This window comes from Geodermatophilus sp. SYSU D00700 (assembly GCF_054050255.1).
This window is the reverse complement of record NZ_JBJGZA010000025.1, coordinates 1-14513: the sequence shown is the minus strand read 5'-3', so window position 1 is coordinate 14513 and position 14513 is coordinate 1. Positions and strand designations below refer to the sequence as shown.

Here is a 14513-nt window from a genome sequence, read left to right as displayed (position 1 = left end):
GCCGTGCCGACCGGGAGGCCGACCGCGAGGCGGCCCGCGCCGAGCGGCGCGCCCAGCAGCTGTGGGTGGAGGGCGCCGCGCCGGAGCTGCCCGTCCGCGCGACGCCGCCCCAGCGGGTCGTCTTCCACCTCGGCCCGACCAACTCCGGCAAGACCTACGAGTCGCTGCAGGCGCTGGCCGCCACCGGCTCCGGGGTCTACGCCGCGCCGCTGCGCCAGCTCGCCCACGAGGCCTACGCCAAGCTCGCGGCGGTGCTGCCCGAGGGCACCGTCGGCCTGTCCACCGGTGAGGAGGAGATCGACCCCTCCGCGCCCGTCGTCTGCTGCACGGTGGAGAAGGCCCCGATGCGCGGGGAGCTCCTCGTCCTCGACGAGTCGCACTGGGTCGCCGACCCCGACCGCGGCCACCACTGGGCGCGGCTGCTGCTGACCGGCGAGTACCGCGAGATGCACCTGATCGCGGCGGCCGAGGCCCACCCGCTGCTGGCACCGCTGGTCGCCGACGCCGGGTCCGTCGACGTCGTCCACCACCAGCGGCTGTCCCGGCTCGACGTGCTGCGCGCGCCGGTCCGCACCACCGGCGTCCGCCCGCAGACCCTCGTCGTCGCCTTCTCCCGCAAGACCGTCTACGCCGTCGCCGCGGAACTGGACCGGCACCGGCCGGGGAAGGTGGGCGTCCTCTACGGCGCGCTGCCCCCGGCCACCCGGCGCGAGGTCATCGAGCGGTTCACCACCGGGGAGCTCGACGTCCTGGTCACCACCGACGTCATCGGGCACGGCATCAACGTCCCGGCCAGCACCGTGCTGTTCGCCGAGACGACGAAGTTCGACGGCATCGAGCTGCGGCCGCTGCGCAGCTGGGAGGCCGCGCAGATCGCCGGGCGGGCCGGCCGCTACGGCCTGACCGGGCACGGGACCGTGGGCGTGCTGACCGGCGTGCCGAAGCTGCGGCCGTCGGCGGCGCTGGTGGCCGTCGGCGCCGAGGTCGCCCGGGGTGACCGGCCCAGCGACCTGCCCGGGCGCCGGCCGCGGCTGCGCCCCGAGCTCGAGGACCTCGGTGCCTTCGAGGCCGTCGACCTGCCCGAGGCCCTCGTCCGCTGGCAGGCCTGGGCCCGCGCGGCCACCCGAGACCAGGCCATGACCCCCGACGACGTCAGCTCCCTCGTGCTGCGGGTGCAGGCGCTGCTGCCGATGCTGCGCGGCCCGCTCGGCGCGGCCGGCGACCTGCGCACCGTCTGGCGGCTGGTGAGCCTCCCGATCGACTACGACCCGCCGCGGCGCACCCGCTGGCTGGTGCTGGCCCGGGCGGCGCTGCGGCACGCCGTCGGGCTGCCGGTCCGGCCGGAGCTCGTGCTGCCCGACGTCCCGGTCGGCGGCGGTGTCGAGGACTTCGAGCAGGCCGCCGCGGCCGCGCGCGACGCCCAGACGCTGCTGCGGCAGTTCCCCGGCGTGGCCGGGCTGAGCAGCGACGACGCCGCCTGGGTCGAGGAGGAGTGCGCCGAGGCGATCAGCGAGCTGCTGCCCGACGCCATCGCGGTGAGCCGGTCGAGCGCGTGCGTCGAGTGCGGCACCGCGATCGCCCCCTGGTTCTCCACCTGCCGCCCGTGCAGCGCACCGCGCGGACGGGCCCGGGACGGGCACCCCCGCGCCGGCGGCCGGGACGCCGGGCGCGGCGGGCGCCGGGTCCCGCGGTCGGGCTCCCGGCAGGGCCGGCGGCCCACCCGCAGCGGCCACGGCTGACCGGTGCGCGGCCGCGCTGCGGTCAGGCCTCCGGCGGCTCGCCCGTGGAGAGCAGGCGGTCGTACACGAGGGCCGCGAGGACGCCGCCGACGACGGGCGCCACGAGGTAGATCCACAGCGACGACAGCTGTCCCGCCAGGACGCCGGGTCCGAAGGCGCGCGCCGGGTTGACCGCGCCGCCGGTGAGCGGCCCGGCGACGAAGATTCCGGCGGCCAGGGCGAGGCCCACGGCCACCGGCGCGATGGCGTTCTCGGCGCGGGCGTCGGTGGCGACCGACACCACGACGAGCACCAGCACGAAGGTCACCAGGACCTCGGCGAGGAACGCCTGGCCGGTGGAGACGAACTCCTGTGGCGTGGTGGCGCCCAGGCGCGCCTCGTCCCGCGCCGCCTGGCCGTACAGCGCCCAGGTCAGCGCTGCGCCGGCGAGCCCGCCGGCGAGCTGGGCGGCGACGTAGGCGCCGGCGGCCGACCAGGGGAAGCGCCGGGTCACGGCCAGCCCCAGCGTGACCGCGGGGTTGAGGTGGCAGCCCGAGACGTGCCCGAGGGCCGCGGCGAGCGCGGTGAGCGTCAGACCGAAGGCGAGCACCACCGCGAGGAGGTCGTAGACGCCGTTGCCGGTGGCGGGCCCGGCCACCACCACGCTGGTCCCGACGAACACCAGGATCGCCGTCCCGACGAACTCGGTGAGCGCCGGGCGCCCCACCCGCGGGCCGATCCTGCTGCCGTAGAGACCGGTGGTGACGGCACCCCGGTCGGTCCTGCTCGACGCCATCACGCGCTCCCCGCTCGCAGCGGCGCCGTGTACGCCGCCTCCCCGGCGCCCGTTAGCCGGACGGCCGCACGACGAAACGAGCCGGTGCGGTGCCGCTGGTCAGCGGGCGGGGTCGCCGGCGTCGACCGGCGCGCCGGGCCGCTCCCGCTGCACCGGCGTCCCGGTGACGCCGTGCAGGTGGCAGGCCGCCAGGTGGCCGGGCGCGGCGCCGGCCGGCTGCAGCGCCGGGTCGACGTCGGGACAGGGCCCGAACACGTCGGGGCAGCGGGTGCGGAACCGGCAGCCGCTGGGCACCCGCGCCGGCGAGGGGACGTCGCCGCGCAGCACGATCCGCCGCCGGGAGCGCTCGAGCTCCGGGTGCGGCACCGGCACCGCCGACAGCAGCGCCCGCGTGTAGGGCATCTGCGGCTCCGCGGCGACGGCGGCGGCGGGCCCGACCTCGACCACCCGGCCCAGGTACATGACCGCGATCCGGTCGGACACGTGCCGCACCGCCGCCAGGTCGTGGGAGATGAACAGCAGCGTCAGCCCCAGCCGCCGCTGCAGCCGGCGCAGCAGGTTGAGCACCTGCGCCTGCACGCTGACGTCGAGGGACGCGATCGCCTCGTCGCAGACCAGGAAGTCCGGCTCCCCGGCCAGCGCCCGGGCGATGCCGACCCGCTGCCGCTGCCCGCCGGAGAACTCGTGCGGGTAGCGGGCGGCGACGGCGGGGTCGAGGCCGACGAGCTCGAGCAGCTCGCGGACCCGGGCCGCGCGCGCCGCCCGCCCCGGGTGCAGGCCGTGGACCTCCAGCGGCTCGCCGACCGTCTGCGCCACGGTGCGCCGCGGGTCCAGCGAGGCGAACGGGTCCTGGAACACCATCCCGGCGCGCCGGCGCAGGTCGCGCAGCTGCCGGCGCGACATCGCGGTGACGTCGGCGCCGTCGAAGGTCACCGTGCCGCCGGTCGGCTGCACCAGCCGCAGCAGCGCGTTGCCGAGCGTGGACTTGCCGCACCCGGACTCGCCCACCAGCCCCAGCGTCTCGCCGCGGTACACGTCGAGGTCGACGCCGTCCACCGCGCGGACCGCGCCGGCGGCGCGGCGCAGCGGCCCGCCCGAGCGCAGCGGGAAGTGGACCTCCAGCCCGCGGGCGGAGACCAGCACCTCGCGCTCGCCCGTCGACGTCACGACGCCTCCCCCTCCGCGCACCACGTCGCCGCCCGGTGCGGCAGGCCACGCGGGCCTCTGTCGCGATGAAGGCTCGTCACCGGGGTGAGGGGCGGCTGCTCGGTCTCGCAGCGGGCGTCGCCGCGCACCGGGCAGCGCGGCCAGAACACGCACCCGGCGGGCAGGTCGGTGGGCGGGGGCGGGGTGCCGGCGATGGTGGCCAGGTCGCCGTCGCCGGCCGCGGCCAGGTCGGGCAGCGCGCCGAGCAGGCCGCGGGTGTAGGGGTGCACCGGCCGCTCGAGGACGTCGTCGGCCGTGCCGTCCTCCACGCAGCGCCCGCCGTAGACGACCAGCACCCGGTCGGCGATCCCGGCGACGACGCCGAGGTCGTGGGTGATCCAGACGACGCCGGTGCCGTGCTCGGCCTGCAGCCGCTCGACCAGCTCGAGGATCTGCGCCTGCACGGTGACGTCGAGCGCGGTGGTGGCCTCGTCGGCGACCAGCAGCGCCGGCGCGTTGGCCAGCGCGATCGCGATCACCACCCGCTGCCGCATGCCGCCGGAGAGCTCGTGCGGGAAGCGGTCCACCGCCCGGCCGGGGTCGGGCAGCCCCACCTCGGCGAGCAGCTCCACCGCCCGGGCGCGCGCCGCGGCCCGGGACACCGGCCCGTGGGCGCGCAGGCCCTCGGTGAGCTGCCGGCCCACGGTGAGCACCGGGTTGAGCGAGGTCATCGGGTCCTGGAACACCATGCCGACGCCGGGGCCGCGCACCTGCCGCAGCCGCTCGGGCGGCATGGTCAGCAGGTCCTCGCCCCGCAGCAGCGCCCGGCCGGTCACCGTGGCCGTCCCCGCCGGCAGCAGGCCGACCAGCGCGAGCACCGAGACGCTCTTGCCGCTGCCGGACTCCCCGACGACGGCGACGGTCTCCCCCGGGCCGACCGTGTAGGAGAGCCCGTTGACCACGTGCGCCGTCCCGCGCGGGGTGCGCAGGTCCACGCGCAGGTCCTCCACCGCCAGGACCGGCTCGACGGCGGTGTCCGCGGCCGCGCTCACCGGCCGCCCCCGGCCATGAGCGTGCGCTGGCGCGGGTCGAGGACGTCGCGCAGCCCGTCGCCGAGCAGGTTGAAGCACAGCACGGTGACCACGATGGCCAGGCCGGGGAACACCGTGTACCACCAGGCCTGGTCGATGAAGTCGCGGCCGTCGGCGAGCATCAGCCCCCACGACGGTTCCGGCCGGCGCGGGCCCAGGCCGAGGAAGGACAGCGCGGCCTCGGCGAGGACGGCGAAGGCCAGGCTGACCGAGGTCTGCACGATGATCGGCGGCGCGGCGTTGGGCAGCACGTGCCGGGTGACCAGCCGCCAGTCCGACGCGCCCACCGACCGCGAGGCCCGCACGTAGACCTCCTCGCGCACGCCGAGCACGCTGGCGCGGGTGACCCTGGCGAAGATCGGCACGTAGACGATGCCGATGGCCAGGATGGCGTTGGCCGGCCCCGCGCCGCGGATCGCCACGATCGCGATGGCCAGCAGCACGGCGGGGAAGGCGAACAGCACGTCCATGATCCGCATGAGCGTGTCGTCGACCCACCGGCCGTGGTAGCCGGCCAGCAGCCCGATGACCGTGCCGACGACGAGGGCGAACGCCACGGACAGGAAGCCGACCCGCAGCGACGTCCCGGCGCCGAGGACCACCCGGCTGAACACGTCGCGGCCGAACTCGTCGGTGCCGAACGGGTGCTCCCAGCTCGGCGGCTGCAGCTGCCGCGAGGGGTCCTGGTCGTTGGGCCCGTCGGGCGCCAGGGTCTCGTCGAAGACCGCGACGAGCACGATGACCACCAGCACGACGGCGGAGACGGCGGCGGTCGGGTTGCGCGCGAGCAGGCCGAGGGTCTCCCGCCACCGCGGGCGCGGCGGGGTGCTCGTCGGCAGCGGCCCGGACGGCGGGGGCTGCGCCGGGGTGGCACCCGGCGTGGGCAGTGCGGTCATCGGCGGGTGATCCTCGGGTCGATGCGGCCGTAGAGCAGGTCGACCAGCAGGTTGACGACCAGGAAGACGAGGGCGAACAGCAGCACCGCGCCCTGCAGCACCGGGAAGTCGCGGTCGCGCACCGCCTGGTAGGCCAGCTGGCCCAGGCCCGGCCAGGAGAAGACGATCTCCACGACGACCACCCCCGACAGCAGGTAGGCCAGCTGGACGCCGGTGACGGTCACCAGCGGCAGCAGGGCGTTGCGCAGCACGTGCCAGGTGAGCACCTGCCGGGCGGGCACGCCCTTGGCCCGCGCGGTGCGCACGTGGTCGGAGCCCAGCGCCTCGAGCACGCTGGACCGGACGAACCGGGTGATGACCGACCCGGAGACGACGCCGGTGGCCACCGCGGGCAGCACCAGGCGCTGCAGCCAGCCCAGCGGGTCCTCGGTGAGCGGGACGTAGCCGCCCGAGGGGAACCAGCCCAGCGTCCCGGCGAAGACCAGGATCAGCATGATCGACAGCCAGAAGTCGGGCACCGAGATGCCGATCTGGCTGACGACGGTGGCCAGCCGGTCGACCAGCGACCGCGGGTGCAGCGCGGAGAGCACGCCCAGCGGCACGGCGATGACCAGCGCCACCAGCAGCGCGGCGAAGGCCAGGGTCAGCGTCGCCGGCAGCCGCTCGGCGATCAGTGAGGTGACCGTCTCCCCGCTGCGGAAGCTCACCCCGAGGTCACCGGTCACCGCCCGCCCGGCCCAGGTGAGGTACTGCTCGACGAGGGGCAGGTCCAGGCCGCTGCGCTCCCGCAGGGCGTCGTAGGTCTCCTGGGAGTACCGGGTGCCCAGCGCCAGGCGGATCGGGTCGCCCCGGACGAGGTGGATCAGCGAGAAGACCAGGACGCTGACGCCGGCCAGGACCACCACGGCCTGGCCGGCGCGCCGGAGCAGGAACCCGGTCAGGGCAGCTGCACCGTCTCGAAGTTGATCGCCGCGTCGGGCCGAACCTGGTACCCGGTCAGCCCGGCCGACCAGGCCTGCACCTCGTCGGGGTTGTACAGGTACAGGTAGCTGACGTCGTCGACGACGATCCGCGCGGCCTCGTCGTAGAGGCCCTTGCGGGTGGCCTGGTCCGGCTCGGTGGCCGCCCGGGTCAGCAGGGCGTCGACCTGCGGGTTGTTGTAGCCCTGGTAGTTGCTGCCGCCGGTGGACAGGTGCTGGTTCTCGTAGAAGTCCGCCGGGTCGATGTTGCCGATCCAGCTGAGCAGGAAGGCGTCGAAGTCGCCCTGGTCCTGCCGGTCGAGCCAGGTGGCGAGGTCCTCCTCCTGGATCTCCACCTCGACGCCGATCGGCTGCAGCTGGCTGGCGATGACCTGGGCGGCGGCCACCGTCTCGGGGATCTCGTCGGTGACCATCAGCCCCATCGTCAGCGGCGTCTGCACGCCGGCCTGCGCGAGCAGCTGCCGGGCGGCCTCCTGGTCGGGGGTGAACGGCGCGTAGTCCAGGAACCACGGGCTGCCCTCGGGGATCGCCGTCTGGTTGGCCTGCGCGGCGCCGAAGCGGGCGGCCTGGGTGACCTCCTCGCGGTCGATCGCGGTGGCGATCGCCCGGCGCACGTCCCGGTTGTCGAACGGCGGGACGGCGTAGTTCATCGACAGGTAGTAGTACTCGACGCTGGTGACCGAGCCGAGCTCGACGTCCTCCTCGCCCTGCAGAGACTCGATGTTCTGCGGCGGGACGTTGTCGGTCCACTGCACCTCGCCGTTGCGCAGCGCGGTGAGGGCCGCGCTGGGCTCGGCGACGTAGCGGAACTCGACCCCGTCGACGGTGGGCGCACCGGCCCAGTGCTCCTCGAAGGCGGTGAGCACGGTGGCGTTGGCGTCGGAGCTCTCCAGCCGGAACGGCCCGGTGCCGTTGGCCTCGGTCTGCAGGTCGAGGTCGTCGGCGGCGTTCTCCGGGACGATCGCCATGCCCTTGAACGAGCCGATGAGCTCCAGCAGGTTGGGCGTGGGCCGGCTGAGCGTGAGGACCACGGTGCGCGGGTCGGGCGCGGCGACGTCGGTGACGGTGGCGAACCGGTAGGCGTTGGCCAGTTCCTCGTCGATGATCCGCCGGTAGCTGTAGACGACGTCGGCGGAGTCGAACTCGCTGCCGTCGTGGAAGGTGACGCCCTCGCGGAGGGTGAACGTCCAGGCCAGGCCGTCGGGGCTGGTGGTCCACGACTCGGCCAGGCTCGGCTGCATGGTGAGGTCCTCGGCGCTCGGGACGACGAGGGTGTCGTAGACGTTCTCCAGCACCTGGAAGCTCGCGTAGGCGTTGGTGGCGTGCGGGTCGAACTGGTCGGGCTGGGCGCTGACCGCGGCGACCAGCACGTTCTCGTCGGCTCCGCCGCCACCGCCGGTGTCGACGCTCTCCCCGCCTCCGCAGGAGGTGAGGACCAGGGCCGCCGCGGCGGCGAGGGGCAGGAGGGGTGTCGTGCGCACGCTGACCTCCGGGGTTCGGCGGTGTCGTCCGCCCCCGACCCTGGCCCTGTCGCCGTGTCCGCGCCGAACGAGAACCCGATCGTTACGTTCCCTCGACCTCCCGGGCGGGGAGATCCCCGTCCGTGCGCACGCTGCTGGCCGGCGACCGGCTGCTCGACGCCGGCGGGCCGGTCGAGGGCGGCTGGGTGCTCCTCGACGGCGACACCGTCGCGGCCACCGGCACCGGACCCCGTCCGCACGCCGACGAGACCGTCGACCTCGCCGGCGCGGAACTGGTGCCGGGCTTCGTCGACCTGCACGTCCACGGCGGCGGCGGTCACTCCTTCGACGACGGCCCCGGTGCGGTCCGCCGGGCGCTGGCCGTGCACCGGGCCGCGGGCACCACCCGGTCGGTGGTCAGCCTGGTCGCCGCGCCGGTCGAGGAGCTGGCCGGGTCGCTGGCGGGCATCGCCGACCTCGCGCAGGAGGAGCCGACGGTCCTGGGCGCGCACCTCGAGGGCCCGTTCCTCGCGGCCACCCGCTGCGGCGCCCACGACCCGCGCCACCTGCGGGCCCCCACCCCCGGCGACGTCGCCCGGCTGCTGGCCGCCGCCCGGGGTACGCTGCGGCAGGTCACCATCGCGCCCGAGCTGCCCGGCGCGCTCGAGGCCGTGCGCGCGTTCACCGCCGCGGGTGTCGTCGTCGCGGTGGGGCACACCGAGGCCGACGCCGCGCTCACCGCGGCGGCCTTCGACGCCGGTGCCCGGCTGCTCACGCACGCGCTCAACGCGATGCCCGGCCTGCACCACCGCCACCCGGGCCCGGTCGGCGCGGCGCTCGCCGACCCCCGGGTCACGCTCGAGCTGGTGTTCGACGGTGTGCACGTGCACCCCGTCGTCGCCGCGCTGCTGGTGGCCGGCGCGCCGGGGCGGGTCGCGCTGGTCACCGACGCGACGGCCGCGGCGGGCAGCGGCGACGGCGAGCACCGCATCGGCGGGCGGGCGGTCACCGTGCGCGGCGACCGGGCGGTCCTCACCGGCACCGACACGCTCGCCGGGTCCACGCTCACCCAGGACGCCGCGCTGCGGGCCGCGCTCGCCGCCGGCGTCGACCCGGTGGCCGCGGTCACCGCGCTGACCGCCACCCCGGCGCGGGCGCTGGGCCTCGGGCACCGGCTCGGCCGGCTCGCGCCCGGGTACGCGGCGGACGTCGTCGCCCTGGCGGCGGACCGGTCCGTCACGGCGGTGTGGGCGGCCGGGCGGCGGATCCGCTGACCGCCGGGACGGCGTCGGGGCACGGCGGCCCGGTCAGTCCACCGGGGGCAGGCCGCCGTTGACGGTCACCGCGTCGACGGCGCCGTGGCCGACCTCCCACCGGTCGAGCAGCTGCTGGTAGACGCCGTCGTCGACGAGCCGCTGCAGCGCCTGCGTCACCACGTCGCGCAGCTCCGGGCGGTCGGGGGCGACGGCGATGCCGTAGAGCCCGGGCTCGTACTGGGTGTCGGAGACCAGCTGGAAGCTGTTCTGGGTCCGCGGGTCGGTGGTCACGAAGACCGCCGGCGGGTAGTCGGCGACGACGGCGTCGGCGCGGCCGGTGCGCAGCTCGAGCAGCGCGTCGTCGTTGGTGGGCAGCTCGTGGACGTCGATCCGCCCCACGCACGCCGCCTGCGCCCGCTCGAGCAGCCCGACCTGCACCGTCCCGGCCTCGACGGCGACGCTGCGCCCGCACAGCCCGGCCAGGTCGTGGATGCCGTGCGGGTTGCCCCGCGCCACGACGATCGAGGAGCCGGCGCGGAAGTAGTTGACGAAGTCGGCCTGCTGCTCGCGCTCGGCGGTGTCGGTGACCGCGCTCATCACCAGGTCGAACCGGTCGGCGGCGAGGTCGTCGAGCAGGGTGTCGAAGGAAGAGGCCTCGAACTGCACCTCCACCCCGAGCAGGTCGCCGAGCGCGGCGCCGAGGTCGGGCTCGAAGCCGACGATGGTGCGCCCGTCGGGGCCGAAGGACGAGGCCGGCGGGTAGGACGGGTCGTTGGCCACGGTCAGGACGCCGCTGTCGCGGACGTCCTCGGGCAGCGCGGCGTGCAGCCGCTCGTCCACGGTCACGGCCGGCGCCGCGTCGGACGCGGGTGCGGCCGGGTCCCCGGAGGTCCCGCAGCCCGCGGTGACCAGGGCGACGGCGAGGACGGCGGTGCCGATGAGGGCACGGTGGGTGCGGGTCACGCGAGGACCTCCACGGAGGGCGCGGACACCCCTGCGGCCGCGCAGGTGAGTTCCGGCCACGGGCGCGGCCGGGAGAACAACCAGCCCTGGGCGCGGTCGCAGCCGACCGCCCGCAGCCAGGCCGCGACCTCGGGCGTCTCCACGCCCTCGGCGCAGACCGACAGCCCCAGGCCGTGCGCGAGCTCGACCAGCGACCGCACGACGGCGGCGTCCTCGGCCGAGACGTCCACGCCGGTGACGAAGGCCCGGTCGACCTTGACCTCGGTCAGCGCCAGGGAGCGCAGGTGCGACAGGCTGGCGAAGCCGACACCGAAGTCGTCCAGGGCGGCGCCGAAGCCGTGCGCGGCCAGCTCGGCCAGGCAGGCCGAGGCGGTGGCGAGGTCGGCGGGCAGCGCGGTCTCGGTGACCTCGAGGTGCAACCGGGCCGGCGGCACACCGGCCTCGGCGGCGAGCCGGGCCACGGTGGCGGCGAAGCCGGGCGTCTCCAGGTTGCGCACCGAGACGTTGACCGACACCGTCCAGTCCTCGCCGGCGGCGCTCCAGGCGGCGCAGTCGGCCAGCGCCTGCCGCAGCACCCACTCGGTGAGCGCGCCCATGACGCCGGACTGTTCGAGCGCCGGCAGGAAGCCGCCGGGCCCGATCAGCCCGCGCTCGGGGTGCTGCCAGCGCAGCAGCGCCTCGACGCCGGCGGTGCGGCCGGAGGCCAGGTCCACCTGCGGCTGGTAGTGCAGCCGCAGGTCGCCGTCCTCCAGGGCCCGGCGCACGTCGTGCTGCAGGACCGGCGAGTACGGCGAGGGGGCGGTGGCGCGGGGGTCGAAGACGACGACGCCGGTGGCGCCGCGCTTGCCCTGGTACATGGCGGCGTCGGCGCAGGTCAGCAGCGTCTCGACGTCGGTGGCGTCGGCCGGGTGCATGGCGATGCCGCAGCTGGCCTCGACGGCGAGCGGGACGCCCTCGACGACGGTCTCGACCGACAGCGCGTCGCTCACCCGCTGGACCAGCTCGCGGGCGTCGGCGGCGCGGTCCATCCCGGGCAGCAGCAGGCCGAACTCGTCGCCGCCGAGACGGGCCACGGTGTCCTCCGCGCGCACGGTGGCGGTCAGCCGGCGGCCCACCTCGACCAGCAGCTGGTCGCCGGCGTGGTGGCCGAGGGTGTCGTTGACCTCCTTGAACCGGTCGAGGTCGACGAGGACGACGGCGCCCGGCGTGCCGCGCCCGAGCTCGGCGGCCACCCGGCGGGCGAACAGCTCCCGGTTGGCCAGCCCGGTCAGGGGGTCGTGCAGGGCGTCGTGCGCGGCCTGCGCGGCCTGGCGGCGCAGCCGGCGGGTGGTCGACCAGGAGATCCCGGCGAGCACGAGGTAGAGCGCGCCCAGGCCGGCGCCCAGGCGCCAGTAGGTGCGGGTGGTCGCCGCCTCGACCTCGGCGGCGACGGTGTCGTAGGGCAGCAGCAGCTCGAGGACCCCGACCGAGCGGCCCGAGGTGTCGGCCACGATGGGCTGCAGGACGCGGATCATCCGCCCGACGGCCAGTCCGTCGTCGTCGAGGAGGGCGACGTCGGTGCCCCCCGTCGCGGCCGTGGCGAACGCGGGGTCGGCGGCCGGGACGACGTCCTCACCGGCGGGGTAGTCGGGCAGCGCGGCCTCGGGGCCGGTGGCGCCGTCGTCGGCGAAGACCACCGCGCCGGAGAAGTCGCGCAGCCGCAGCCGCAGGATCGAGCCGCGGAAGACGGCCAGGTCGGTGGCCGCCCGCAGCCGCTCGAGCTCGGCACCGGTCACCCCGGTGGCGAGGTCCTGGCCGCGCAGCGCCGGTGCGATCGCCATCTCCTCGACCACGGCCGCCTGAGCGTGGCCGTACTCCAGCGCGCGGTCGACGGCGTCCTGCCGGATGCCCGCCGCGAGACCACCGCCCAGCAGTACGACCGGCACCAGGCTGGCCGCGGCGTACACGGCGAACAGCCGGGTGCCGGCCACCCCGGGGGACGAGGACCGACGCATGCCGCTCGTATCGGACGTGATCGTCCGCGGGTTGAGGGGTGGCCTCCGCCACAGGACCGGTCCTCCCCCGTCCGGGTGGTACACCTGCCCCGGACGCCGTCCCCCCGGCGGGAGGATGGGCAGCCGTGAGCACCCTCGCGGCGGCGGTCGAGACCCTGCGCGTCCCGGTCGCGATCGACCTCGCGGCGATCGTCGTCGGCGCGCTCACCGGCGGGCTGCTCGCCGCGCGGGAGGGCTTCGCCGTCTCCGGGGTGCTGCTGCTGGCGGTCAGCGGCGGCCTCGGCGGCGGGCTCATCCGTGACGTGCTGCTGGCCGCCGGCCCGCCGGTGGCGCTGACCAACCGGACCTACCTGCCGGCCGTGGCGATCACCGCGATGGTCACCTTCTGGTTCTCCGGCTGGCTGTCGCGGCTGACCGCGCTGCTCGTGGTGCTCGACGCGCTCACCCTCGGCCTGTTCACCGTGATCGGCGCGCAGAAGGCCCAGCTCGCCGGCCTGCCCAGCGCCTCGGTGGTGTTCATCGGCACCCTCACCGCCGTCGGCGGGGCCGTGATCCGCGACGTCCTGCTCGGCCAGCGCGCCGACATCGTGCAGCCGGGCCCCTACAACGCCGTCGCCGCGCTCATCGGCGCCACGGCGCTGACCGTGCTCGCCGGGCCGCTGGGCCTCGACCCGATCCCCGTCGCGCTGGTCGTCATCGCCCTGGTCTCGGGGCTGCGGGTGCTGTCGGTGTGGCGCGGGTGGGAGGCCCCGGTCGCCGTCGACCTGCCCGGACGCGCACGCAACCGGCTCTCGCGGGCCGACCGTCCGCCGCGGCGGCGGCGCGGGACCCGGGGCTGACGGGCGGGCCCGGACCCTCCCGGGGCAGGATCGGGCGGTGACCGGACCCCAGCGTGAGCACGACGTCGTCCTCTTCGGTGCCACCGGCTTCGTCGGCCGGCTGGTCGCCCGCTACCTGGCCGAGGCCGCCCCGCCCGACCTGCGGGTGGCGCTGGCCGGCCGCTCGCGGGAGAAGCTGGCCGCGGCCGCCGCCGACCTGCCCGCTGCCGGCCGCTCGTGGCCGCTGCTGGAGGCCGACACCGGGGACCCCGCCTCGCTGACCCGGCTCGCGGAGGGCACCCGGGTGCTGGTGACCACCGTCGGTCCCTACCGGCGCTACGGGCTGCCGGTGGTCGAGGCGTGCGCCCGCGCCGGGACGCACTACGCCGACCTCACCGGCGAGGTGCTGTTCGTCCGCGAGGCCATCGACCGCTGCGACGCCGTCGCCCGCGAGACCGGCGCCCGCCTGGTGCACGCGGCCGGTTACGACTCCATCCCCTCGGACCTGTCGGTGCTGCTCCTGGCCGAGCGGGCGCGGGCGGACGGCGCGGGCGGGCTCACCGACGTCCGCCTGGTGGCCAGCCTCCGGGGCGGGGCCAGCGGCGGCACGGTCGCCACGATGCGCGGGATGATCGAGGACGCGGCCCGCGACCGGGCCGTCCGCCGCCTGCTCGCCGACCCGTTCGCCCTCTCCCCCGACCGGGCCGCCGAGCCCGACACCCGCCAGCCCTCGGATGCCGCACTGCCCGCCCTCGCCGCCGACGGCCGCTGGACCGCGCCGTTCGTCATGGCGTCCTTCAACACCCGGATCGTGCGGCGCAGCAACGCGCTGCAGGAGTGGGCCTACGGGCGGGGCCTGCGCTACGGGGAGTCGATGAGCGCCGGCCGCGGCATCACCGGCGCGTTCACCGCCGCGGGCGTCACCACCGGCCTGGCCGCCGCCGTGGGCGCACTGGCCTTCCCGCCCACGCGGGCGCTGGTCGACCGCGTGCTGCCCGAGCCGGGCACCGGCCCGTCGGAGTCCGAGCGGGAGAAGGGCTGGTTCCGCATGGTCGTCGACGCCGACACCGAGAGCGGGCGGCGCTACCGCGCCACCGCGGCCGGGAAGGGGGATCCCGGGTACGCGGCGACGTCGGTGATGTTCGGGCAGGTGGCCCTCGGCCTCGCCCTCGACGGCGACCGGCTGCCCGACCGCGCCGGGTCGCTCACGCCCGCGACGGCGCTCGGCGACGTGCTGGTCGAGCGGCTGCGCGCGGCCGGGCACACCTACGAGGTCGCCGCCCTCTGACGGACGGGCGGCAGGGGGGGGGGGGGGGGGGGGGGGGGGGGGGGGGGGGGGGGGGGGGGGGGGGGGGGGGGGGGGGGGGGGGGGGGGGGGGGGGGGGGGGGGGGGGG

The 14513-nt window shown here is 76.5% G+C and carries 12 protein-coding genes; 4 read left to right on the top strand and 8 right to left on the bottom strand.

Annotated features, from left to right (window positions below):
* Nucleotides 1-65 precede the first annotated feature (65 nt).
* Nucleotides 66-1739, top strand: coding sequence for a helicase-related protein (locus tag ACI79V_RS16835; RefSeq protein WP_456890971.1), 1674 nt, complete (start codon nt 66-68; stop codon nt 1737-1739).
* A gap of 22 nt (nt 1740-1761) precedes the next feature.
* Here ACI79V_RS16835 and ACI79V_RS16830 read toward each other — a convergent pair whose 3' ends face one another.
* The 6 genes from ACI79V_RS16830 to ACI79V_RS16805 form a co-directional block, all read right to left on the bottom strand.
* The gene (locus ACI79V_RS16830) at nt 1762-2514 is read right to left on the bottom strand and encodes an MIP/aquaporin family protein (RefSeq protein ID WP_456890969.1); all 753 of its coding nucleotides are present in this window, start codon (nt 2512-2514) and stop codon (nt 1762-1764) included.
* Between the two features lie 99 nt (nt 2515-2613).
* Entirely contained in the window at nt 2614-3681 is a 1068-nt protein-coding gene (locus ACI79V_RS16825; RefSeq protein ID WP_456890967.1) for an ABC transporter ATP-binding protein, read from the bottom strand.
* Nucleotides 3678-4712: an ABC transporter ATP-binding protein gene (locus ACI79V_RS16820; RefSeq protein WP_456890965.1), complete on the bottom strand. Its 1035-nt coding sequence runs from the start codon at nt 4710-4712 to the stop codon at nt 3678-3680. Before ACI79V_RS16820 ends, ACI79V_RS16825 begins: the two co-directional genes overlap by 4 nt.
* Nucleotides 4709-5647 (bottom strand): ABC transporter permease, encoded by a 939-nt coding sequence (locus ACI79V_RS16815; RefSeq protein ID WP_456890963.1) that lies wholly within the window; start codon nt 5645-5647, stop codon nt 4709-4711. Before ACI79V_RS16815 ends, ACI79V_RS16820 begins: the two co-directional genes overlap by 4 nt.
* Nucleotides 5644-6576, bottom strand: a complete 933-nt coding sequence (locus ACI79V_RS16810) for an ABC transporter permease (protein WP_456876252.1) — start codon at nt 6574-6576, stop codon at nt 5644-5646. The genes ACI79V_RS16815 and ACI79V_RS16810 overlap by 4 nt, the downstream gene beginning before the upstream one ends.
* An 8-nt stretch (nt 6577-6584) precedes the next feature.
* Nucleotides 6585-8108: an ABC transporter substrate-binding protein gene (locus ACI79V_RS16805; RefSeq protein WP_456890961.1), complete on the bottom strand. Its 1524-nt coding sequence runs from the start codon at nt 8106-8108 to the stop codon at nt 6585-6587.
* 122 nt (nt 8109-8230) lie between these two features.
* Here ACI79V_RS16805 and nagA point away from each other — a divergent pair, with 122 nt between their 5' ends.
* Complete coding sequence (gene nagA, locus ACI79V_RS16800; protein WP_456890959.1) at nt 8231-9361, top strand: N-acetylglucosamine-6-phosphate deacetylase; 1131 nt, start codon at nt 8231-8233, stop codon at nt 9359-9361.
* A 33-nt stretch (nt 9362-9394) separates the two neighbouring features.
* On the opposite strand, the gene ACI79V_RS16795 is transcribed toward nagA, so the two are convergent.
* Together ACI79V_RS16795 and ACI79V_RS16790 are read right to left on the bottom strand one after the other, a co-directional pair.
* Entirely contained in the window at nt 9395-10306 is a 912-nt protein-coding gene (locus tag ACI79V_RS16795) for an ABC transporter substrate-binding protein (RefSeq protein ID WP_456890957.1), read from the bottom strand.
* The gene (locus ACI79V_RS16790) at nt 10303-12300 is read right to left on the bottom strand and encodes a putative bifunctional diguanylate cyclase/phosphodiesterase (protein ID WP_456890955.1); all 1998 of its coding nucleotides are present in this window, start codon (nt 12298-12300) and stop codon (nt 10303-10305) included. Before ACI79V_RS16790 ends, ACI79V_RS16795 begins: the two co-directional genes overlap by 4 nt.
* Before the next feature lie 125 nt (nt 12301-12425).
* On the opposite strand from ACI79V_RS16790, the gene ACI79V_RS16785 reads away from it, so the two are divergent.
* Nucleotides 12426-13139 (top strand): trimeric intracellular cation channel family protein, encoded by a 714-nt coding sequence (locus ACI79V_RS16785; protein ID WP_456890953.1) that lies wholly within the window; start codon nt 12426-12428, stop codon nt 13137-13139.
* A 37-nt stretch (nt 13140-13176) separates the two neighbouring features.
* Entirely contained in the window at nt 13177-14406 is a 1230-nt protein-coding gene (locus tag ACI79V_RS16780; protein WP_456890951.1) for a saccharopine dehydrogenase family protein, read from the top strand.
* Nucleotides 14407-14513 lie beyond the last annotated feature (107 nt).